Below are 18,965 nucleotides of genomic sequence, written 5' to 3'. Positions count from 1 at the left end.
TCTTCAGGCGTGACGACCGAGTTGACCCTGCTGCCCCGAGTCTCCTGTCGCGGACAGGAGATCACGGCGCCCCGGCTGCGTGGACTGTTGGCGTTGCTGGCCGGGGAGCTGCGTACCGGGTGCAGTACGGGGCGGCTGGTCGAGGGGCTGTGGGCGGAGCAACTGCCCGAGCGGCCCGGCAAGGCGGTGCAGGTGCTGGTGTCGCGGCTCCGGGCACAGTTCGGTGCCGGACTGATCGTGAGCACACCCACGGGGTACCGGCTCGCGCTGGACGAGGCGCAGGTCGACAGCTCGGCGCTGCTGTCGCACGAGGCCGCGAGCGCCGAGTGCGCGCGGGCGGGGGACCATGAGGGTGCCCTGGCGCGGGCCGAGCAGGGGCTGGCGCTGTGGGACGGCGGCCTGGGGGCCGGGGAGGGCGAGGAGCGGCACGATCCGGTGACGGCGCTGCGTGCCGACCGGGTCCCGGCGCTCCGTTCGCTGGTGCGGTACCGGGCGCTCGCGCTGGCCCGGCTGGGGCGCAGGGAGGAGGCCGCCGCGCCGCTGGCCGAGCTGGTCCGCGAACTGCCGCGCGACGAGGAGGTGTTGGCGGAGCTGCTGCGCTGCGAGGCGGCCACGGCGGGCCGGGCCGCGGCGCTGACCCGGTACGACGCCTACCGACGCGGGCTGCGCGACGAGCTGGGCACGGATCCGGGGCCCCGGCTCAGGTCCGTGTACCAGGAGTTGCTGCGTGCGGACACCCCACCCGTCCGCCACGGCGTGCCGCACGAGCCGAACCCCCTGCTGGGGCGGGACGCCGACATCGCCGCCGTCGCCGGGCTGCTGCGCGACGCGCGGGTGGTCACCGTCGTGGGCCCCGGCGGGCTGGGCAAGACGCGGCTCTCGTACGCGGTGAGCCGGGCGGCCGCGCAGCCCGTGGTGCACTTCGTCGCCCTGGCCGGAGCCACCGCCGACGAGGATGTGGCCGACGAGGTGGCATCGGCGGTCGGCACCGGGGACGTACGGCAGTTCGCCGGTGGCGGGGACGTGGTGAGTGGCATCGTCACCGCGCTGGGGCCCGGCCCCACCCTGTTGGTGCTGGACAACTGCGAGCACGTACTCGCCGGTGCGGCCGGTCTCGTCCAGGCGCTGGTGTCGCGGTCCAAGGAGCTGCGGGTGCTGGCGACCAGCCGGGCACCCCTGGGGCTGACCTCGGAGTCCGTGCATGCGCTGCCCGAGTTGTCCCCGGCGACCTCGGTGGAACTCTTCGAGCAACGGGCGCGGGCCGCCCGGCCCGGTGTGGAGCTGCCCGCCGACCGCGTGGCGGAGATCTGCCGCCACCTGGACGGGCTGCCGCTGGCCGTGGAACTCGCCGCGGCCCGGGTGCGGGTGCTCTCCGTGGCCGACATCGCCCGCCGCCTGCAGGACCGTTTCGCGCTGCTGCGCGGCGGCGCCCGGGACGCACCCGAACGGCATCGCACGTTGCGGGCCGTGGTCGAGTGGAGCTGGAACCTGCTGGAGAGCGACGGCCGGGCGGCGCTGCGCGCGCTGTCGGTGTTCCCCGGGGGCTTCACCGTGGACGCGGCGGAGTACGTGCTCGGCGAGACCGGTGGCGCGCTGGATCTGCTGGAGCAGCTGGCCGGCCAGTCCCTGATCAAGGTGGGCGACAGCCCTTCGGGGGTGCGCTTCCACATGCTGGAGACGCTGCGGGAGTTCAGTGCCGCCCGGCGGGAGGAGGCGGGCGAGGGCGAGGCGGTGACCGGCCGGTTCCTCCGCTGGGCCCGGGACTTCGGCCGGGCGCACCACGACCGGCTGTTCGGCGGTGACGCGTTGGCCGCCTTCGGCCGCGTCCGTGCCGAGCAGGACAATCTCGTCCTGGCGCTGCGGCACGCCCTGGCCCGCACCGACGCGCCGGCCGTCGCCGCCGTGACCGCCGCACTGGCCTGCGTGTGGTCCGCCGGCAACAACTACGCCCGGCTCACCGCGCTCGCCGCCGAGACCGGCGGGCCGCTGTCCCATTTCCGCCCGGGGCCGGAGGACCCCGAGGATCTGGAGGCGGCCCGAAGCGCGGCGGTGGTGTGCGCGGCCGGCCTCTTCATGGGCCACGGCCCGCACGCCGTGCGCCAGCTCGCCACTCTGCGCCGCCTGCCGCCCGCCCCGTCGGACACCGTGCCGCGGGCACTGGCCGTCGTGCTGGGTGCCGTCCCGGACATACACCCGCCGCGGTACGCGCGGCTGCAGGAGTTGTGCGACGCCGACGAGCCCATGCTGGCGGGCATCGCGGCGGGCGTCGCCAGCTACGTGTGGGAATCCACGTACGAGACGGAGCGCGCGCTCGAGTGCGCCCGCCGGATGCTCACCGCGGTGGAGTCGCTCGGCAATCCGTTCATGATGCTGCTCAGTCGCGGGCGGATCAGCGAGTTGTGTCTCAAGACGGAGCGCGGCGCGGAGGCGTACGAGCATCTGCGGGCCGCGGAGGCGCTCGGTGAGGTCGGGGACTGGTCCGACGCGATCGGCGTCCGCTACGGGCTGGTGTCCGCCTGTCTGCAGCGCGGGGAGGTCGACGAGGCGGAGTACTGGCTGGGCCTCGCCGCCCCGGACCGGCAGCCGGAGCACGCCCAGACCTTCACTCCCGAAGGGCTGCAGGCCCGGGCGGAGATCGCACTGGCCCGGGGGCTGACCGAGGTCGGCCTCGGCCTGTGGCGACAGGCGGCGGAGGGGCTGCGGGAGAGCAGCCTGCTGGTGGACGGTGATCCCTTCCTGGATTCGTGGGCGCTCCAGGTGCAGGCGGCCGCGCTCGCGGCGCACGCGCAGCACGGCCGGCTGGAGCCGGTGACCCACCTGGCCGAGCACCTGCGGGTACGGCTGCTCGGGGTGCTGTCCGGCTCCCCGGGTGCCGGGGACCTGCCGGAACTTTCGGTGTGCGGCACGGTGCTGCTGGCGCTCGGCTTCACCGGGCTGGCCCGCGACGACGCGGCGGCGGTAAGGCTGATGGCGCTGGCGGAGCGGATGCCGGTGATGCGGGACCTCCCCACCCTGTCCTCGGCGCGGTCCCGGCAGGCGGCCGAGAACGCCGACAGGGCGGCCTACGCCGAGGCGAGATCGGCGTACGCCACCCTGGGCCAGGAGGAGTTGCGGGCCGCGGCACTGCGCGAACTCAACTCCGCGGCTCGCGGTTGAACTGCGCCCTGGACCACAGGTAGCCCAGCACGGTCAGCGCCAGGCACCAGCCGACCGCCAGCACCGCGTTCTTCGTGCCGATCTCGCTGCCCAGCAGCAGCCCGCGCAGGGTCTCGATGGCCGGCGAGAAGGGCTGGTACTCGGCGAACCAGCGGAACCCGCCCGGCATGGCGTCCACCGGCACGAACGCGCTGGACAGCAGCGGCAGCATCGTCAGCGGCATGCCGAGGTTGCTGGCTCCCTCGGCGTTCGGGCTCACCAGGCCGATGCCGACCGCGATCCAGGTCAGGGCGAGGCTGACCAGGGCCATCAGGCCGGCCGCCGCGATCCACTCCAGCGGCGTGGCGTCGGGCCGGAAGCCCAAGGCCACCCCGATGCCCAGGATCAGCGCCAGGGCCAGCATGGTCTGGATCACGGTGCCGATCACGTGGCCGGTCAGCACGGAGGCGCGGGAGATCGCCATGGTGCGGAAGCGGGCGATGATGCCCTCGGTCATGTCGGTGGCCACGGACACGGCGGTGCCGAGCGAGGTCATGCCCACGGTCATGAGGAGGATGCCGGGGACGATGTAGGCGATGTACTCGGAGCGGTCCGCGTGGCCGCCGGCCATGCCCGCGCTCATCACGTCGCCGAAGACATAGACGAAGAGCAGCAGCAACATGATCGGGGTGAGCAGCAGGTTCAGGGTGAGGGAGGGGTAGCGGCGGGCGTGCAGGAGGCTGCGCCGCAGCATCGTGAGGTTGTCGCGGAAGGCCTGGGCGGGGGCGCTCATCGGACGGTCTCCTTGTCGGCGGTGGCGGTGGCGGTGGCGGTGGCGGTGGCGGTGCCGGTCAGGGCGAAGAAGACGTCGTCCAGGTCCGGGGTGTGCACGGAGAGTTCGTCGGCCTCGATGTCGGCTGCGTCGAGCCAGTCGAGGATGGCGCGCAGTTCGCGCTGGCTGCCGTCGCTGGGGATCTGCAGGGCGAGGGAGTCGTCGTCCCGGGAGGCCTCACGCAGTGCGGTCGCGGCCCGTTCGTAGGCGGCGGGGTCGGTGAAGCGGAGCCGGACGTGTCCGCCGGGCACGAGCCGCTTGAGTTCCTCGGCGGTGCCCTCGGCGACGATCTTGCCGCCGTTGAGGACCGCGATGCGGTCGGCGAGTTCGTCGGCCTCGTCCAGGTACTGGGTGGTGAGGAAGACGGTGACGCCGTCGGAGACGAGCTCGCGGATGATCTGCCACATGGTGTGCCGCGAGCGTGGGTCGAGTCCGGTCGTCGGTTCGTCGAGGAAGATGATCCGCGGGTTGCCGACCAGGGTCATGGCGATGTCCAGGCGCCGCTTCATGCCGCCGGAGTAGGTGGAGGCGGGCTTCTTCGCGGCCTCGGTGAGGTCGAAACGCTCCAGCAACTCGGCGGTGACCCGGCGTCCCTCGCGCTTGGAGAGGTGGTGCAGGTCGGCCATGAGGAGCATGTTCTCCTCGCCGGTGATCAGCCCGTCGACGGCGGAGAACTGGCCGGTGACGCCGATGGCGGCCCGTACCGCCTGGGCCTGGGCGGCGAGGTCGTGTCCGGCGATCCGGGCCCGGCCGCCGTCGGCGGAGATGAGGGTGGAGAGGATCTTGACGGCGGTGGTCTTGCCCGCACCGTTCGGGCCGAGGAGCGAGAAGATCGTGCCGGCCGGCACCTGGATGTCGATGCCGTCCAGGACGGTCCTGTCCCCGTAGGACTTGCGCAACCCGGTGGCTGCGATGGCGAGTTCGTGGTCTGTCGTCGTCATGCCGCAGAGCTTGCGGCCGGGGCGGTTCAGCGTGGTTTCAGCGCGGTTTCAACCGCCTGGGGGGGAGCCCCCGTACCGGCCCTCCTTCCTCCGCACCGCTGCTCTGCCCGGCACGATCGGACTGCCGGCGGCGTGGCGGCCGCGCCCCGAGCGGGACGCCAGGTGTCTGCCGGATGCTTCATCCCTTTTGCTGTCGAATGCCTAGATACTGCGTGGCATGTCGCATCCCGGGACGCTCATCCTGATCATGGCCATCGCGGTGCTGGCGCCGCTGCTCGCGTACGGCAGCAGCCGCTGGATCCCCGTCCCGCTGGTCATCTTCGAGATCGTGCTCGGCATCGTCATCGGCCCCGACGTTCTCGGCTGGGCCCACCACGATCAGGTCATCGACGTCCTGTCGAACCTCGGTCTGGCCATGCTGATCTTCCTCGCCGGCTACGAGATCGACTTCGCGGCCGTCCGCGGCACCGTCCTGAACCGCTCGATCGCCGCCTGGGTCATCTCCCTCGCGGCCGGCCTCGGTATCGCCTTCGCGCTCACCGGCGGCGAGACCACGAAGAGTTTCGTCATCGGCACCGCGCTCACCAGCACCGCCCTGGGCACGGTCCTGCCGATCCTGCGTGACTCGGGGGACCTGCGCGGCCGCTTCGGCACGGTCGTCCTCGCCTTCGGCGCGGTCGGTGAGTTCGGTCCCGTCATCGCCACGGCCCTGCTGCTCAGCGGCCGCAGGCCGGGCGCGGCCACCGCGGTCCTGGTGGCGTTCGCGGCCGTGACCGCGGCGGGCGTGTGGTGGGCACTGCGGCCCCGTCCGCCCTGGTTCTCCCGGCTGATCACCCAAACCCTGGACAGCAGCAGCCAGTCCGCCGTCCGGTTCGTCATGCTGCTGCTCGCCTCGATGCTCGGCCTGGCCCTCGCGTTCGGCCTGGACATCCTGCTCGGCGCCTTCGCCGCCGGCGTCATCACCCGCCTGATCCTGCACGCCGCCGCCCCTGAGCGCAGCGCCCAAGTGCTCAGCAGGATCGAGGCGATGGGGTTCGGCTTCCTGGTCCCGCTCTTCTTCATCGTCACGGGCATCGACTTCGACCTCGACGCGCTGCTGCACGGAGGTCGTTCCCTCGTCCTGCTGCCGGCCTTCCTGCTGCTCTTCCTCCTGGTCCGCGGCCTGCCGCTCTACCTGCTGGCGCCGCCCGACCTGACCCGCCGGGACAGCGCCGCCCTGCTCCTGTACGGCTCCACGTGCCTGCCCCTCGTCGTCGCCATCACCACCATCGGCCTCGCCGACCGGTCCATCGCCCCGGGCGAGGCCGCCGCTCTCGTCGGCGCCGCCATGCTCTCCGTCCTGATCTTTCCCCTCCTCGCGCTCCGGATCCACGCGGGCCATGGCGAGAGGGCCGAACGGCCGTCGGGGGTCGTCGAGAGTGCGGAGTCGTGGTGAGCCGGGGGAGGGGAGCCACCGCTGAAGTTCCCGCGGCCCGCTGAAGTTCCCGCGCCCCATGGAAAGGTGCACACAAAACCGCAGCAAAGGGGCTGCAAAGTGAATCTGCGTCAGATGAACCGGCGCACCTGAGGCAACATCTTGGTGAACGGCGAGCGCCCCGCGGTCAGGACGCCGGTGCCGCCGTCGGTCGGATGGGGTGAGGGACGTGGTGGAGCCGAGGATCGCCGTCGCCGTGGTGACCATGGGCAACCGGCCCGCCGAAGTCGACGCCCTGCTGGAGTCCGTGGCCAAACAGGACGTCGCGCCCGCCCGCATCGTGATCGTCGGCAACGGCTGCCGGCTGCCCGACTTCGCCGAGCGGCTGTCCCTGCCGGGCGAGGTCACGACCATCGACGTCGAGGAGAACCTCGGCTGCCCGGGCGGCCGCAACGTCGCCCTGGCCCGGCTGCGGGAGTACGACGACGTCGACGCGGTCGTGGAACTGGACGACGACGGACTGCTCGTCGACCCCGATGTGCTGCGCCGGGTGCGTGAGCTGTTCGCGGCCGACCCGCGCCTCGGCATCATCGGCTTCCGCATCGCCGACGAGCACGGCGAGACGCAGCAGCGGCACGTGCCCCGGGTGGGCAAGTCCGACCCCCTGCGCGGCGGTTACGTCACCGGCTTCCTCGGCGGCGGGCACGCCTTCCGCATGGCGATGCTGGCCGAGACCGGGGACTGGCCCGCCGAGTTCTTCTTCGCGCACGAGGAGACCGACCTCGCCTGGCGGGCCGCCGACGCCGGCTGGGAGATCCTCTACGCCCCCGAACTGCTGCTGCGGCACCCCAAGACCTCGCCGGCCCGGCATGCCATCTACTACCGCGTCAACGCCCGCAACCGGGTCTGGCTCGTCCGGCGCCGGCTGCCCCTGCCGCTCGTCCCGGTGCACCTGGGGGCGTGGCTGCTGCTCACCCTCGCCCGCACCCGCTCCCCGGCCGGGCTGCGGGCCTGGTTCGGCGGGTTCGCGGAGGGGCTGCGGGAGTCGCCCGGCGAGCGGCGGCCGATGCGCTGGCGGACGGTGTGGCGGCTCACCCGGCTCGGGCGCCCGCCCGTCATCTGAGCGAAGGGCGGCGTGGGGCGACGAAGGCGCGAGGGCGCGAAAGCGAGAAGGGCGCGAAAGCGCGAAGGGGGCGGGACAGGTCCCCGGTCGTTCACCTCCGCCGACCGGGGACCCTTGCGTCCCCGGATCAGGCCTGCGGCGACACTCCCCCGAGTTACGCGACTTGCCGCGCGCGCCGTCGGGCCGGATCCGATGGAAAGATCACATCAGGGCCCACCAACGGATCGCTAACATATGGCCAACGGTTCTTCCGCGGGTCGCGGTTCGGCTGGCCGGAAGTAGCCGGGCGGCAGGGCTAGTAGGCAGGAACCCTAACGGATTCCGGCCCCGGCCAACAGGTGGTGGCTGGCGGAAAATCGTTGTGAATGGGGCGGATTTCCGCCAGGGACCGGCGGGCACACGTCCGCCGTGCAGCACGGTCGGACAGGACCGCGTGGGAAGGCAGTGGAGCGGGATGCGGCGGTGCGAGCTGCGGTTCGGACTGCTGGGACCGCCCGTCCTGTACGACCGACAGCCGTACGAGATTTCGTACGGCGCCTCTGGCGGTGTCCTCGGCACCCCGGAGACCCCCGACGCTCCCGACAACCTCGTCCGTGCCATCGGCAGCCCCAAGGTCCGCGCCCTGCTCGCCGCGCTGCTGCTGGAGGCCGGCCGGGTCGTCTCGGTCGAGTCGCTGAAGGACGCCCTGTGGGGTGGGGCACCCCCCGTCTCCGCGCAGGCCTCGCTGCACAACCACGTCACCCGGCTGCGCCGGCTGCTGGACGACCCCGAGCGGCTCAGGGCCGTGGCGCCCGGCTATCTGCTGCGCGTGGACGAGGGCGAGTTGGACGTGCACGTCTTCGACGCCCGGGTCGCCGAGGCGCGTGCCGCGCACGCCCGGCGGGACTGGGCGGGTGTGGTGCGCTCCTGCACGGCCGCGCTCGCGCTCTGGCGTGGCACCCCGCTGAGCGGACTCCCCGCCGACCTCGGCGGCTACGCCCTCGTGCAGCGCCTGGGGGAGGCGCGGCTGCTCCTGCTGGAATGGCGGTACGACGCCGAACTCGCGCTCGGTGGAGCCCGGTTGGCCGGACTCGTCCCCGAGCTGGCGGCCCTGGTCGCCGAGCATCCGCTGCGCGAGGCGTACCACCGCCAGCTGATGCTCGCCCTGCACCGCAGCGGCCGCCAGGCCGAGGCCCTGGCCGTCCACCGCGACCTGCGTGCCCGCCTGGTGGAGGAACTCGGCATCGAACCGGGCCGCTCGGTCCGCGAGGCCCACGTGGAGGTCCTGCGGGGCGCCCCGGCGCCGGAAGCCGGGGAAAGGAGCGCCCGGGTCCCCGCCCAGCGCGTCTACGCCCCCGCGGCCGCCGACGGCGAGAAACCCCCGCAGGAGCCACCCGCGCCCGACGGCGAAAGCGGTACGGGCGGTGCGGATGGGAACCCGAACCCGGCCGAGGGCCGGGCCTCCACCCATGCACCGGCACCGGCCCAACTCCCGGCACCCCCGGCACACTTCACCGGCCGGGCCCCCGAGACCAAGGCGCTGCACGACACCCTCGTCACCCGGCGGAGCCGACTCGCCGTGATCAGCGGCATGGCCGGCGTGGGAAAGAGCGCCCTCGCCCTGCACGTGGCCCACGAACTGAGGGAACGTTTCCCCGACGGTCAGCTGTACGTGAACCTGCACGGTGCGACCCCCGGCATGGCCCCGCTCACCTCGTGCCAGGCGCTCACCGCCCTGCTCCGCGACCTCGGCGCCGAGCCCCGCAACATCCCCGAACACCCTGACGCGGCGGCCGCGTTGCTCCGCTCCCTGCTCGCCCCGGCCCGCATCCTGCTGGTGCTGGACGACGCGGCGAGCGCGGCCCAGGTACGGCCCCTGCTGCCGGCCGGACCCGGCTGTGCCGTGATCATCACCAGCCGCTCCCCGCTGACCGCCCTGGACGGCGCCCGGCGCTTCCCGCTCGGCCCGCTGACCGGCGAGGACAGCGCCGCACTGCTGCGCGCGGTGAGCGGACGCGAGGGGCTCGACGCGAGCCACGCCCTGGTCGAGCTGACCGGCAGGCTGCCGCTCGCGCTGCGGGTCGTCGCCGCCCGGCTGGCCGCCCGCCGGGCCCTCACCCCGGACGTGCTGGCCGGTCAACTGGCCGCCACGGAAGGCCGCCTGCACCACCTGGAGTACGACGACCTGAGCGTCCGCCGGTCCCTGGCCGTCGCCCATGACGCGCTCGCAGCCGCCGAGCGCGAGGCCGACCGGGACGCGGCCCTCGCCCTGCGTCGCATCGGCGCGCTCGACCTGCCCACCTACGGCGCCCCGCTGGTCGCCCGCCTCACCGGTACCGACGCGCGTCGCGCCGAGGCCGCCCTGGACCGGCTGGTCGACGTGGCCCTGCTGGAGGAGACGGAGTACGGCCGCTACGCCCCGCACGACCTGGTCCGTGACTTCGCCCGCGAACTGGCGGGCCAGAGCCCCGAGCCGGCCACCGGCGCCGATCCGGACCTGACCGCCCTGCGCTGGTACGCGGCCGCCGCCGAGCGCGCCCTCGTCACCATCGTGGAGCCCGGTCTCGACCAGGACGACCGGCTGCGGCCCACCTCCGCCCAGCCGCCCGAGCACGCGGCGGACGTGGCGACCCTCGGCACCTTCGAGTCCGCCGAGCGGGCGTTCGCCTGGGGCGACGTGGAGCTGGAGAACATCGTGGCGCTGGTGGAGCGCAACGCCGGCCCGGGCGACGACCGCCGGGCCGCCCATCTCTCCACGCTCGTCCGGCTGTTCTTCCCCTACGTGCAGCGCAACGGCCGGGTCGCCGAGATGGAGGTGCTGGGGCAGGCCGCGCTCGGCGCGGCGCGGCGGCTCGGGGACGAGGCGGCCGAGGCGTACGCCCTCGGCGACCTCGCGGGCCTGCACTTCCTGACCGGCCGGCAGAACGACGCTCTCGCCCTCACCGACCAGGCCCTCGTGATCTGGCGGCGGCTCGGCACCGTCTCCTGGATCCGGCGCTGTCTGAACAATCGCGGGCTGCTGCTGGAGGGGCTCGGCCGGTTCGAGGAGTCCGGCGAGGCGCTGCGGCAGAGCCTCGCCCACTCCCGGCAGCTGAACGACCCCTACGGCGAGGCGGTCACCCGCAGCCACCTCGGCAACCTCTACGAGCACACCGACCCGCGCGCCGCCATCGAGCAGCACCGGCGCTCGCTGGCGATCGGGGACGAGATCGGCGCGGTCATCGTGCAGCACTCCGCGCACTGCAACATCGGCTACGCCCACCTCACCCTCGGCGAACCGGCCGCTGCCGCCGGGCACTTCCAGGAGAGCCTGCGCATCCTCGGCGGACACGGCGACTGGCACGGCGAGTCGCAGACCCGGCTCGGTCTGGTCCGCGCGCTGCGCCGGCTGGGCGAGGTCGAGCGGGCAGCCGAGGAGTGCACCGAGCTGCTGCGCCGGGCCGACGCCCGCGCCGACCGCTACATGGGCGGCCTCGCCCGCCACCAGCACGGGCTGCTGCTGAGCGAGCAGGGGCGGCGGCCGGCGGCGTACGACGCCTGGCGCGCGGCCCTCGTGGCCCTGGACGGCACCGACGAGCAGACGGTGCTGGAGGAGCTGCGCGAGCTGCTGGCCGAGGCCTCGGCCCCGTGAGGGGCCCTCACTTGGCGTCGGCGTAGCACTCCACCACGGCCGTCGTGAACGGAAAGCGCACCGGGGTCTCGCCGAAGGTCAGCCGTCCGGCGAGGTCGGCGGCGTCCCGGATGGCTCGGGCGACGGTGTCGGCCTCCGCGGCGGGGCAGTGCACGATCACCTCGTCGTGCTGGAAGAACACCAGCTCGGCCGTCAGGTCCGCGCAGGACCGGCGCAGCGCGGCGAGCAGCAGCAGGGCCCAGTCGGCGGCGCTGCCCTGCACCACGAAGTTGCGCGCGAAGCGGCCCCGGGCACGGGAGTCGGTGGACGCGTATCCGGGGACCCACGGCTGCCCGTCGGGGGTGTCCTCGCCGACGGGGATGCCCGCCTCCTCCTCCGCGTCCTCGCCCTGCCGGGCGGCGGGCGGGCAGGTGCGGCCCAGCCAGGTGCGCACGAGCCGGCCCTCCTCGCCTGCCCGCGCGGCCTCGTCGACGTAGGCCACCGCCCTGGGGAACCGCCGGCGCAGCGCGGCGAGGTTCTTCAGGCCGTCGCCCGAGGTCTGGCCGTAGACGGCGCCGAGCACGGCGAGCTTGGCCTGGTCCCGGTCGCCGGAGAAGGCGCGGTCGGAGACGGACTGATAGAGGTCGCTCTCGCGGCCGGCCACCTCCATCAGGCCGGGGTCGCGGGAGATCGCCGCCAGCACGCGCGGCTCCATCTGGTCGGCGTCGGCCACGACCAGCCGCCAGCCGGGGTCGGCGACCACGGCCCGCCGGATCACCTTGGGGATCTGCAGCGCGCCCCCGCCGTTGGTCACCCAGCGCCCGGTGACCGTGCCGCCGGCGAGGAACTCGGGCCGGAAGCGGCCGTCGCGGACCCAGTCCTGCAGCCAGGACCAGCCGTGCGCGACCCAGATGCGGTACAGCCTCTTGTACTCCAGCAGGGGTTTCACCGCCGGGTGGTCGAGGGATTCGATCTCCCAGCGGCGGGTGGACTTCACCTTGATCCCGGCCTGGGCGAAGGCCTTGACGACGTCGGCGGGCAGGTCGGGCCGGACCCGGCGGCCGAAGGCGGTGGACACCTCGTCGGCCAGCTCGGCCAGGCGGCGCGGCTCGCCACCGCCCGCGTACCGCTCGCCCAGCAGGTCGTGCAGCAGTTCGCGGTGGACCTCGGCGCTCCAGGGGAGACCGGCGTGGTTCATCTCGGCGGCCACCAGCATCCCGGCCGACTCGGCGGCGGTCAGCAGCCGCATCCGGTCGGGGTGGGCGGTCTTCTCGTGCCGCCGCTGCTGGTCGGCGTAGACCGCGAGGAGGTCCGCCAGGGGCAGCCGGGTGCCGCTCGGCTCGAACAGCGGGGACTGGGCGCCCGGTTCGGCCGGGCGAAGCGGCGGGTCGGGCGGTACGGGGCCGCCGCGGAGGCGGGCCAGGGCGGCGGCGGCCGAGCGCGGCTCGCCGTACCGGCCCTCGTGGCCCAGCAGAAGTGTCTCGGCGTCCTCGATGTCGTAGCACCGCTCCACTCGCACCCCCGTGGCGAGCAGACGCGGATAGACCTCGGGGGTCGACCGCCACACCCAGCGTGTCACCTCCGGGCGGCTCCGCACCGCCCCGGCGAGATCGCTCTCCCGCCGCACCGGACCGGCGGGCAGCCCGTCCGGGCCGAGGGGGGCGACGTCCACGCCACCGTCCTCGGCCGGTGCGAGAGCCCACCGGTCGGTCATGACTGCGAGTGTGGCAGGCGGCACTGACAATGAGCCTGACCTGCGGATTCGCGTCTCGGGCCGGGCGCGCCTCGACCGTTGTTCCGGCTCCTTCTCAGTCCGCCGGTCCGTCGCTCGCGGCCTCCTCCGCGTCCGAGGCGGCCTTCTTCTGCTCCAGGAGCAGCGCCAGCACCTTGCCGACGTACTCCTCGGTCCCGGCCTTGGTGATGCCGAGCCCGCTGAGGACGCCCGTGCCGTTCTCGTGCTCCAGCAGGGCCAGCAGGAGGTGCTCGGTGCCGATGTAGTTGTGGCCGAGCCGGAGGGCCTCGCGGAAGGTGAGTTCCAGGACCTTCTTGGCCTCCGGGCCGTAGGGGACGAGGTCGGGGACCTCCTCGGCGGCCGGCGGGAGCGCGGCGGTCGCGGCCTGGCGCACGGAGTCCAGCAGGACGCCCTGCGCGGTGACCGCCTTCGCGGCCAGGCCCTCCGGCTCGACCAGCAGCCCGAGGACCAGGTGCTCGGGGCGGCCCTCGGGGTTGCGCGCGGCCAGTGCCTCGTTGTGCGCGGCCATGACCACGTTCCGCGCGCGCGGGGTGTAGCGGCTGAAGCCCTGGCTGGGGTCGAGGTCGGCGGACTCCTTCGGCACGAACCGCTTCTGCGCCGCCTGCCGGGTCACGCCCATGCTCCTGCCGATGTCGGTCCAGGACGCCCCCGAGCGGCGGGCCTGGTCGACGAAGTGACCGATCAGATGGTCGGCCACGTCACCGAGGTGATCGGCGGCGATCACCGCGTCCTGGAGCTGGTCGAGGGGTTCGGGGTGGACCTTCTTGATCGCCTCGATGAGGTCGTCGAGGCGCACGGATGCCGTGATGTTCGGATTGGTCGCCATGTGTCAACCGTAGGTTGTCACTCTGATGGTGTCAACCGACGGTTGACAGTCCGGATTTCCTGCCCGTGGCGGCTACTTGGGCGCGGCCGCCAGGCGCACCGCCAGCCCCGCGAACACGGTCCCGCTGAAGTAGTCCAGGCCCCGGGTCACCCGCCGGCTGCGCCGCAGCAGTGAGGCGAGCCGCCCGGAGAGCAGCCCGACCGAGCCGTCCACCAGGAGGCCCATCACCGTGATCGTGAACCCCAGGACCAGGAACTGCTCCCGCACGTGCCCGAGGTCCGGGTTCACGAACTGCGGAAGGAAGGAGACGTTGAAGAGGATCACCTTCGGGTTGAGCAGATTGGTGACGGCGCCCCGCCAGAAGGCCCGCCGGCGTCCCGGCCCCGGCGTGTCCTCCTCCTCGGCGGACCCGCCGTCGCCGCGGAACGCCCTGACCGCGAGAAACAGCAGATAGGCCGCGCCCGCCCAGCGCAGCACGTGGTACAGCGTCGGCAGGGTCAGGAACAGCGCCGACAGGCCGAGCGCAGCGGCGACCGCGTGCACGAACATCGCGCACGCCACCCCGGCGGCGGCCGTCATGCCGGTCAGCGGGCCGCCCCGGCCGCCCATCGCCACGATGAACATCATGTCCGGACCCGGAGTGACACAGAGCGCGAAGGCGGCCACGAGGAAGGCCGTATAGAGAGACATGTCCACCATGGGTTCATGCTGGGCACCTTCCGCGCGCGGGGGTGGCTGAATTCCGTGGAGTGAGACACCGCAGCCCCGGCGGCCGTGTGCGGAAGGCTGTCCACAGGGTGTGGACGGCCCCGGCCCGCTGTCCGCGGCCCATGGCACGATCGACACCGTGACCAGCACCTCCAGCACCGTCGAGCGGGCCTTCCGGGCCGCCCTGTACGACGACACCGACGCCGGGCTCGACACGGGCGCCTCCCTGCTCGCCGCCGACCCCGCGGCCGACCCCGAACTCGTGCGGCGGGGCGAGGAGTTCGTCGCCACGGCCTGGCAGCGCGGCTGGCAGCCCGCCGACGTCGTCCGGCTCGTACGGCGCGACCTGGAGGACGGTCACGTCCGCCTGGCCGCGGATCTGATCCGGGCGCAGGCCGGACGGGACCGCCCGCGCGGGCACCGCTGGGCCGCCCAGCTGGAGGCCCTGCCGCAGGACGCCGCGCGCGTCGGAGACCGTTTCTCGCACGCCACCGCCGTCCTCCAGCTGTACCGCCTGCTGCTGCGGCTGCCCGCCCTGGAGCCCCTCGAAGAGCCCCGCCGCGAGCACGGGCCCGCCGCCTCCCGCATGCTCACCCGGATCCGCGCCCTGCTCGCCAAGGCCGAGGCGACCGGGTATCCGGAGGAGGCCGAGGCACTCAGCGCCAAGGCGCAGGAGCTGATGGCCCGGCACAGCGTCGACGAGGCGCTGCTCGCCGCCGCTGCCCCCGCACCGGACGCGCCCGGCGCCTGCCGCATCGGCGTCGAGCCGCCGTACGAGCAGGCCAAGGCGATGCTGCTGGACGCGGTCGCCACCGCCAACCACTGCCGCGCCGTGTGGAACGAACCGCTGGGCTTCTCCACGGTCGTCGGCTTCGAGGCGGACCTGGAGGTGGTCGAGCTGCTCCACACGTCGCTGCTGGTGCAGGCCACGCACGCGATGACCAAGGCGGAGGCCGCCCAGCGAGCCGGTGGCCGCAAGCGCACCAAGACCTTCCGGCAGTCCTTCCTCGCGGCCTACGCCCACCGCGTCGGCGACCGCCTCGCGGCCGTCGCCGAGACCCAGGTGACCCAGGACCTGCTGCCTGTCCTCGCCACCCGCGAGGTCGCCGTCACCGACCGGCTGGAGCGCATGTTCCCCGAGACCACCACGACCCGGCTGCGCGGCGTGACCGACGCGGCCGGCTGGACGGAGGGCGCGCGAGCGGCGGACGAGGCCCAGGTCGGGGCCCGCCCCAGGCTGCCGTGAGGGTCAGTCCCCGACCTGCTGGAAGGCGCTGACGGAGGCGTCCGGGGTGCCCTGGGTGCCCTTGGAGGCGACGGGCCCGTACGACCACGGGAAGCTCCGGGTGGTGGTGGAGCCGGGCAGGGCGATCTTCACGGTCTTCGCCGCCACGCTGCTCTTGTCGCCCGCCTTGCCGCGCACATAGGTGATGGTGAAGCTCGCCGAGTCGCCCTTGGCGAGGTTCAGCTTCTGGGCCTTCGCCCCCTGCTGCACGGGCACGTCGACCTCTACGTTGCCCGTGTTCAGCAGGGCGCCGGGGAACTTGTCCAGGACGCAGGGCGCGCTCTGGTTGGTGATGCTGACGGGCACCACGCCCGTGTCACCGGCGGCCGGGGCCACGCTCGCCGACCCGATCTGCACGGACACCCCGCCGATCTCGCAGGCGGAGCTGCTCTTTCCGTTCTTGCCGCCTCCGCCGTCATTGCAGGCGGTCAGCAGGAGGGCGGCGGCGAGGGCGGTGACGGTGAGCGGAATGGCGCGCATGAGCAGATCCCCATCGAGGTCGTGACGGTCTCCCCGCATCATGGCCCCTGCGCCCGGGACGCGATAACGCGCCCCGGGGGAATTCACCGCTTCAGGCGGCCCGTCACTGCTTCACGGGTGCCGTCGGCAGCCCGGACGGCAGCTTGCCGCCCTCGGCCTTGGTGTAGGTCTCCTGGCCGAGCTTGCCCGACCAGGTCACCTTCAGAGCGTCCTTGCCCACCGATTCGACCATGCCGGTGCCCCGGTCCTTGCTGCCGCCGGTGCAGGTCAGATGGATCATCTGCATGCCCGCCTCGGTGCCCGCTGCGCCGCTGCACACGGTCCCGCCGGTCACGAACAGCCCGGCCTGCTTCCCGGTGATCACCAGGGCCACGATGCTGCCCTTGCTGGTGGTGATCCAGCTGCCCTGGAGCTTGCCGGAGGAGCCCGTCACGGCGCCCGTGCCCGTGGACGTCGGGGTCGCGCTCGGGGTGGGCGAGGAGTCGTCCTTGGAGCCGCCCCCGCTGCACCCGGTCAGCGCGAGCGCGCCCACCAGCCCCGCGGCCGCGGCCGCCGTCCGCACCCTTGCAGTCGCCGTAGTCACGTCAAGCTCCCCAAGCTCTGGCGGGCCGGCCGTCCCGGGGCCGTCGGCCCGTCGCGGTCGAGACCCCCCGGACCGGAGGGACCGCAGCAAGTTACCAGCCGTTACCAGGAGGACTTCCGGACGCCGGGCAGGAATCCGTTGTGAGCCTGCTGGCGCAGGTTCACCCGGGAGAGGCCGAAGGTGGTGGGCGGACATGGTGACGCACCTCTCGCCCCCTATTATTGGCAATGGGATTCATTTTCAGTAATATGACGGCATGGCACACAACGAACTCCGCCCGGTCATCAAGCTCCGGTCCACGGCCGGCACCGGGCACACCTATGTGACCCGCAAGAACCGCCGCAACGACCCGGACCGCATGACGCTGCGCAAGTACGACCCGGTCGCCGGCCGGCACGTCGAGTTCCGAGAGGAGCGCTGAGGCGGCGCGGGGCGGCCGGCCCACGCGGTCGGCGGTGTGGATCGCTTCGAGCTCCGCCGAAGGTGAGCAGTGATAGGTAGGCAATCTCCTACGGTTGACTCGTAGGAGATTGCCTACCTATTCTTCTGGGCATGACCATCACGCATGCCTCATTCGTCACGCTTCCCGTCACCGACCAGGACCGCGCCCTGCGCTTCTACCGGGACGTCCTCGGCTTCGAGGTCACCGCCGACCTCCAGATGCCGCCGGGGCGCTGGCTCCAGGTCGCACCGAAGGGCGCGCAGACCGTCTTCACGCTCTCCGGGCCCGGCATGGGGGATTTCGAGCCCGGTTCGGCCCGGGGGATCATGTTGGTGACGACCGATGTCGACGCCGACTGCGCACGGCTCGCCGAGGCGGGCACCGAGGTGCAGGGCCCGGACGGGTACCCCTGGGGGCGGATGGCCTCCTTCCGGGACCCGGACGGCAACGGTCTGATGCTGCTCACGGAGGTTCACCAGTAGGAAGGTCGGCAATGACCGCAGCCGGAACCCGGGAGGCCGCCGAGGACCGCGTCTTCGCGGCGCTCGCCAACGCCACCCGCAGGGAAGTGCTCCGACTGCTGCGCGAGCGCGGGCCGCAGCCCGTGCAGGCCCTGGCCGACCACTTCGACATGCGCCGTCCGAGCCTCTCGGAACATCTCAGGGTGCTCCGGGAGGCCGGACTCGTCTCCGAGCAGCGCTCCGGCCGGCAGCGGATCTACCGCCTGGAGGCGGCCCCGCTCGCCGAGGTGCAGGACTGGCTCCACCCGTACGAGCGGTTCTGGCGGGACCAACTGAAGGGCCTCGGCGCTCTGCTCGACCGCATGCCGGACGATGACCGCCCATGAACACCGCGCCCGGCGACGCCGACGACCTCACCACGATCCGCGTCGACCAGTTCTTCCCGCACCGGCCCGCCAAGGTCTGGCGCGCCCTGACCGAGCCCGAGCTGCTGGCCCGCTGGCAGATGCCCGGCGTCGAGGACTTCCGGCTCGAGGTCGGTCACCGGTACCGGATGACCTCGGTCCCGCGTCCCAACACCCGCTTCTCCGGTGTCGTGGAGGTGCAGGTGCTGGCCTACGACACCGAGCGGATGCTGTCCCTCCGGTGGGTGGACGCCGATCCGGCCAATCCCGCGGACTGGACCATTACGTGGACGCTGGAACAGGAAGGGCGCGGAACGCGTCTCTTCCTAGTGCACGAGGGATTCGATCCGGACGACCCGGCGCAGATGATGGCTCGGAAGATCATGGACGGGGGCTGGCGGGAGCATGTGCTGCCGTCTCTGGGGCAGACGCTGGAACGACTTCGGTAAAGCGGACGCCAAAGCTGTAATCACGGGAACACCCCCCGTGCACGTGCATCTGCTCATGCATCTGCACATGAACGGGGTTATGATCCGGGTCAGTTGACTACAGCATCCATGGCCACATCAGCCAGTGCACCACCGGGGAGCGACCTGTGGACCGCGACGTTGACGGCGTGTACGGGGGGTACGACGTGTACAACGGCATGGCTTACAACGGCATGGCTGCCACGCAGCTGGACGGTGTGGCCTGGCAGAAGAGTAGGCACAGCAACTCGCAGGGCTCCTGCGTGGAGTTCGCGCGGCTGCCCGGCGGCGAGGTGGCCGTACGCAATTCGCGATTCCCGGACGGGCCCGCGCTCGTCTACACGCGCGCGGAGATCGAGGCCATGCTCCTCGGTGTCAAGGACGGCGAGTTCGACCATCTGATCGCCGGCTGAAACGACTCACCGGCCCGTTGGGCCGGGGTGGTCGGGACAGCCGGTGGCGGCCGGGCGAAGTTCGGGTGTACGCGCGTAGAAACGCGGCGTCGGTCGGCGCCGCGTTTCT

General features: G+C 72.9%; 17 protein-coding genes and 1 pseudogene. 10 read left to right on the top strand and 8 right to left on the bottom strand.

Features of this window, described 5'->3' with window-relative positions:
* Positions 1 to 9 precede the first annotated feature (9 nt).
* The gene (locus tag ACIRVH_RS36015; protein ID WP_403962494.1) at positions 10 to 3,156 is read left to right on the top strand and encodes an ATP-binding protein; all 3,147 of its coding nucleotides are present in this window, start codon (positions 10 to 12) and stop codon (positions 3,154 to 3,156) included.
* Here ACIRVH_RS36015 and ACIRVH_RS36010 read toward each other — a convergent pair.
* A complete protein-coding gene (locus tag ACIRVH_RS36010) occupies positions 3,134 to 3,928 on the bottom strand; it encodes an ABC transporter permease (protein ID WP_403962491.1) in 795 nt (264 codons plus the stop codon). The two genes, ACIRVH_RS36015 and ACIRVH_RS36010, sit on opposite strands and share 23 nt — an antisense overlap.
* Positions 3,925 to 4,908 carry an ATP-binding cassette domain-containing protein gene (locus ACIRVH_RS36005; RefSeq protein ID WP_403962489.1) on the bottom strand — a complete coding sequence of 328 codons (984 nt, stop codon included), beginning with the start codon at positions 4,906 to 4,908 and terminating at the stop codon, positions 3,925 to 3,927. Before ACIRVH_RS36005 ends, ACIRVH_RS36010 begins: the two co-directional genes overlap by 4 nt.
* 217 nt (positions 4,909 to 5,125) lie before the next feature.
* Between ACIRVH_RS36005 and ACIRVH_RS36000 the strand changes: the two genes are divergently transcribed.
* The 3 genes from ACIRVH_RS36000 to ACIRVH_RS35990 all read left to right on the top strand — a co-directional run bounded on the left by ACIRVH_RS36000 (position 5,126) and on the right by ACIRVH_RS35990 (position 11,055).
* Complete coding sequence (locus tag ACIRVH_RS36000) at positions 5,126 to 6,343, top strand: cation:proton antiporter (protein WP_403962486.1); 1,218 nt, start codon at positions 5,126 to 5,128, stop codon at positions 6,341 to 6,343.
* Between the two features lie 208 nt (positions 6,344 to 6,551).
* Positions 6,552 to 7,445: a glycosyltransferase family 2 protein gene (locus ACIRVH_RS35995; RefSeq protein ID WP_403962483.1), complete on the top strand. Its 894-nt coding sequence runs from the start codon at positions 6,552 to 6,554 to the stop codon at positions 7,443 to 7,445.
* Positions 7,446 to 7,899: 454 nt separating this feature from the next.
* Positions 7,900 to 11,055 (top strand): BTAD domain-containing putative transcriptional regulator, encoded by a 3,156-nt coding sequence (locus tag ACIRVH_RS35990; protein WP_403962694.1) that lies wholly within the window; start codon positions 7,900 to 7,902, stop codon positions 11,053 to 11,055.
* Positions 11,056 to 11,062: 7 nt separating this feature from the next.
* Here the strand turns inward: ACIRVH_RS35990 and ACIRVH_RS35985 are convergent, their stop codons facing one another.
* The 3 genes from ACIRVH_RS35985 to ACIRVH_RS35975 form a co-directional block, all read right to left on the bottom strand.
* Positions 11,063 to 12,748, bottom strand: a complete 1,686-nt coding sequence (locus ACIRVH_RS35985; RefSeq protein ID WP_403962480.1) for a bifunctional 3'-5' exonuclease/DNA polymerase — start codon at positions 12,746 to 12,748, stop codon at positions 11,063 to 11,065.
* A 94-nt stretch (positions 12,749 to 12,842) separates the two neighbouring features.
* The gene (locus tag ACIRVH_RS35980) at positions 12,843 to 13,613 is read right to left on the bottom strand and encodes a Clp protease N-terminal domain-containing protein (protein WP_403962476.1); all 771 of its coding nucleotides are present in this window, start codon (positions 13,611 to 13,613) and stop codon (positions 12,843 to 12,845) included.
* 72 nt (positions 13,614 to 13,685) lie between these two features.
* The gene (locus tag ACIRVH_RS35975; protein WP_403962473.1) at positions 13,686 to 14,312 is read right to left on the bottom strand and encodes a LysE family translocator; all 627 of its coding nucleotides are present in this window, start codon (positions 14,310 to 14,312) and stop codon (positions 13,686 to 13,688) included.
* A 148-nt stretch (positions 14,313 to 14,460) separates the two neighbouring features.
* Here ACIRVH_RS35975 and ACIRVH_RS35970 point away from each other — a divergent pair, with 148 nt between their 5' ends.
* Positions 14,461 to 15,567, top strand: a complete 1,107-nt coding sequence (locus ACIRVH_RS35970; protein ID WP_403962470.1) for a DUF2786 domain-containing protein — start codon at positions 14,461 to 14,463, stop codon at positions 15,565 to 15,567.
* 3 nt (positions 15,568 to 15,570) lie between these two features.
* On the opposite strand, the gene ACIRVH_RS35965 is transcribed toward ACIRVH_RS35970, so the two are convergent.
* From ACIRVH_RS35965 to ACIRVH_RS35955, 3 genes and pseudogenes are all read right to left on the bottom strand, one after another.
* A complete protein-coding gene (locus ACIRVH_RS35965) occupies positions 15,571 to 16,086 on the bottom strand; it encodes a DUF4232 domain-containing protein (RefSeq protein WP_403962466.1) in 516 nt (171 codons plus the stop codon).
* A 103-nt stretch (positions 16,087 to 16,189) separates the two neighbouring features.
* Entirely contained in the window at positions 16,190 to 16,669 is a 480-nt protein-coding gene (locus ACIRVH_RS35960) for a hypothetical protein (RefSeq protein WP_403962463.1), read from the bottom strand.
* 101 nt (positions 16,670 to 16,770) lie between these two features.
* Positions 16,771 to 16,848: pseudogene (locus tag ACIRVH_RS35955) on the bottom strand (30S ribosomal protein S14); the annotation flags it as partial.
* A 77-nt stretch (positions 16,849 to 16,925) separates the two neighbouring features.
* Between ACIRVH_RS35955 and rpmG the strand changes: the two are divergent.
* The 5 genes from rpmG to ACIRVH_RS35930 all read left to right on the top strand — a co-directional run bounded on the left by rpmG (position 16,926) and on the right by ACIRVH_RS35930 (position 18,856).
* On the top strand, positions 16,926 to 17,090 hold the full coding sequence (rpmG, locus tag ACIRVH_RS35950; RefSeq protein ID WP_403962460.1) for a 50S ribosomal protein L33: 165 nt from the start codon (positions 16,926 to 16,928) through the stop codon (positions 17,088 to 17,090).
* A 131-nt stretch (positions 17,091 to 17,221) separates the two neighbouring features.
* Positions 17,222 to 17,593 (top strand): VOC family protein, encoded by a 372-nt coding sequence (locus ACIRVH_RS35945; protein WP_403962457.1) that lies wholly within the window; start codon positions 17,222 to 17,224, stop codon positions 17,591 to 17,593.
* Between the two features lie 11 nt (positions 17,594 to 17,604).
* Entirely contained in the window at positions 17,605 to 17,958 is a 354-nt protein-coding gene (locus ACIRVH_RS35940; protein ID WP_389188639.1) for an ArsR/SmtB family transcription factor, read from the top strand.
* On the top strand, positions 17,955 to 18,425 hold the full coding sequence (locus tag ACIRVH_RS35935) for an SRPBCC domain-containing protein (protein ID WP_403962454.1): 471 nt from the start codon (positions 17,955 to 17,957) through the stop codon (positions 18,423 to 18,425). Before ACIRVH_RS35940 ends, ACIRVH_RS35935 begins: the two co-directional genes overlap by 4 nt.
* Before the next feature lie 197 nt (positions 18,426 to 18,622).
* Positions 18,623 to 18,856: a DUF397 domain-containing protein gene (locus ACIRVH_RS35930; RefSeq protein WP_386579628.1), complete on the top strand. Its 234-nt coding sequence runs from the start codon at positions 18,623 to 18,625 to the stop codon at positions 18,854 to 18,856.
* Positions 18,857 to 18,965: the final 109 nt, after the last annotated feature.

This window comes from Streptomyces sp. NPDC101165 (assembly GCF_044768135.1).
Lineage (GTDB): Bacteria > Actinomycetota > Actinomycetes > Streptomycetales > Streptomycetaceae > Streptomyces.
The sequence above is the reverse complement of the archived record's forward strand: the minus strand, read 5'-3'. Positions and strand labels throughout refer to the sequence as shown.

Excerpts from the sequence above, each read along its gene's own strand:
- ACIRVH_RS35980 (WP_403962476.1), bottom strand. The coding sequence starts at position 13,613 with ATGGCGACCAATCCGAACATCACGGCATCCGTGCGCCTCGACGACCTC.
- ACIRVH_RS35930 (WP_386579628.1), top strand. The coding sequence starts at position 18,623 with ATGGCTTACAACGGCATGGCTGCCACGCAGCTGGACGGTGTGGCCTGG.
- ACIRVH_RS35945 (WP_403962457.1), top strand. The coding sequence starts at position 17,222 with ATGACCATCACGCATGCCTCATTCGTCACGCTTCCCGTCACCGACCAG.
- ACIRVH_RS35990 (WP_403962694.1), top strand. The coding sequence starts at position 7,900 with ATGCGGCGGTGCGAGCTGCGGTTCGGACTGCTGGGACCGCCCGTCCTG.
- ACIRVH_RS35985 (WP_403962480.1), bottom strand. The coding sequence starts at position 12,748 with ATGACCGACCGGTGGGCTCTCGCACCGGCCGAGGACGGTGGCGTGGAC.
- ACIRVH_RS36010 (WP_403962491.1), bottom strand. The coding sequence starts at position 3,928 with ATGAGCGCCCCCGCCCAGGCCTTCCGCGACAACCTCACGATGCTGCGG.
- rpmG (WP_403962460.1), top strand. The coding sequence starts at position 16,926 with ATGGCACACAACGAACTCCGCCCGGTCATCAAGCTCCGGTCCACGGCC.
- ACIRVH_RS36005 (WP_403962489.1), bottom strand. The coding sequence starts at position 4,908 with ATGACGACGACAGACCACGAACTCGCCATCGCAGCCACCGGGTTGCGC.
- ACIRVH_RS36000 (WP_403962486.1), top strand. The coding sequence starts at position 5,126 with ATGTCGCATCCCGGGACGCTCATCCTGATCATGGCCATCGCGGTGCTG.
- ACIRVH_RS35935 (WP_403962454.1), top strand. The coding sequence starts at position 17,955 with ATGAACACCGCGCCCGGCGACGCCGACGACCTCACCACGATCCGCGTC.
- ACIRVH_RS35965 (WP_403962466.1), bottom strand. The coding sequence starts at position 16,086 with ATGCGCGCCATTCCGCTCACCGTCACCGCCCTCGCCGCCGCCCTCCTG.
- ACIRVH_RS35975 (WP_403962473.1), bottom strand. The coding sequence starts at position 14,312 with ATGGTGGACATGTCTCTCTATACGGCCTTCCTCGTGGCCGCCTTCGCG.
- ACIRVH_RS35940 (WP_389188639.1), top strand. The coding sequence starts at position 17,605 with ATGACCGCAGCCGGAACCCGGGAGGCCGCCGAGGACCGCGTCTTCGCG.